Source organism: Nostoc sp. UCD121 (genome assembly GCF_014222285.1).
Taxonomy (GTDB): Bacteria; Cyanobacteriota; Cyanobacteriia; order Cyanobacteriales; family Nostocaceae; genus Nostoc.
The window spans coordinates 1-896 of sequence record NZ_JACKZS010000495.1; the positions used below are offsets into that span (position 1 = coordinate 1).

Annotated in this window: 1 pseudogene; it reads right to left on the bottom strand. The window is 42.0% G+C overall.

Features of this window, described 5'->3' with window-relative positions:
- A pseudogene (locus GNF10_RS37145) lies at nucleotides 1-896 on the bottom strand (exonuclease V subunit alpha); the annotation flags it as partial.

Here is an 896-nt window from a genome sequence, read left to right on the forward strand (position 1 = left end):
GAGACATTGAGCAAGAATATACTTAATTCAACCTTTGGGGGATGCTCATATTTAATGAATTTCCCTTCAATTATCTGGTTTTCCTCATCTTTTTTGGGTCTAGGTGTGTTCGGCTTGTAACATCCCCATCTTTTAATTGCAGGTTTATCACCTGGTGTTAAATCAGCAAATGAACGCGCATCAACTCCAGCATCACACCACCAACCACCAGCATCAAGGTGAGAATAGGCTTTGATTAACCCTTCACTAAGTCGCCCCGTATTTGTACGATTAAGTTTTTCGCTAACCATCAGCCTTTCCCAAGCCTCATGCTCACCACCTGCATAGTTGAACTGAAGGCTTTCAAAGTTTAGCGCTGCAATTTCTGGGTGAATGGCACTTGATTCAAACTCTTGCCAGTGTTTTGATTCAATAAAATTAGGTACTTCTTCTTGCTTTTGAGGTATCCAAAATGCTTCTGTTGGGGCAGCAGTCTTTAATACTGGTTTTTCAAAAACAGGAGACTTTCTATCATCTCTATGTTTCTCTTTGGGAGTGGGTTTGGCTACAGTTTCTAAACTCGTCGTAACTAATGGAACTGGCCGACTAACTGCCAAGGAGACTTGTTCTGTGATTGTTGGTTGAGCTTTCAGTACAGGCTCTGCTATTGCTACTTCAAGTTTTACTATTGGCTCATTAGCTCTTGGACTGACCGAGGCAGTTTTCGCCTGAATTCGTTCCGCTTTTAAGGAATTCATCAGCAATTCTAAGGCGTTATCTTTGGCTTTAGACTCTTGCGCCAGTTCCAGCAATTCTGATTTGTCTTTAGCATAAAGTTTGACGTTATGCCTAGCTCGACTAATCGCCACATAAAAACTTTCTTGCCCAATGGTGTAGTCTGCCGCAATCAAGGCTAG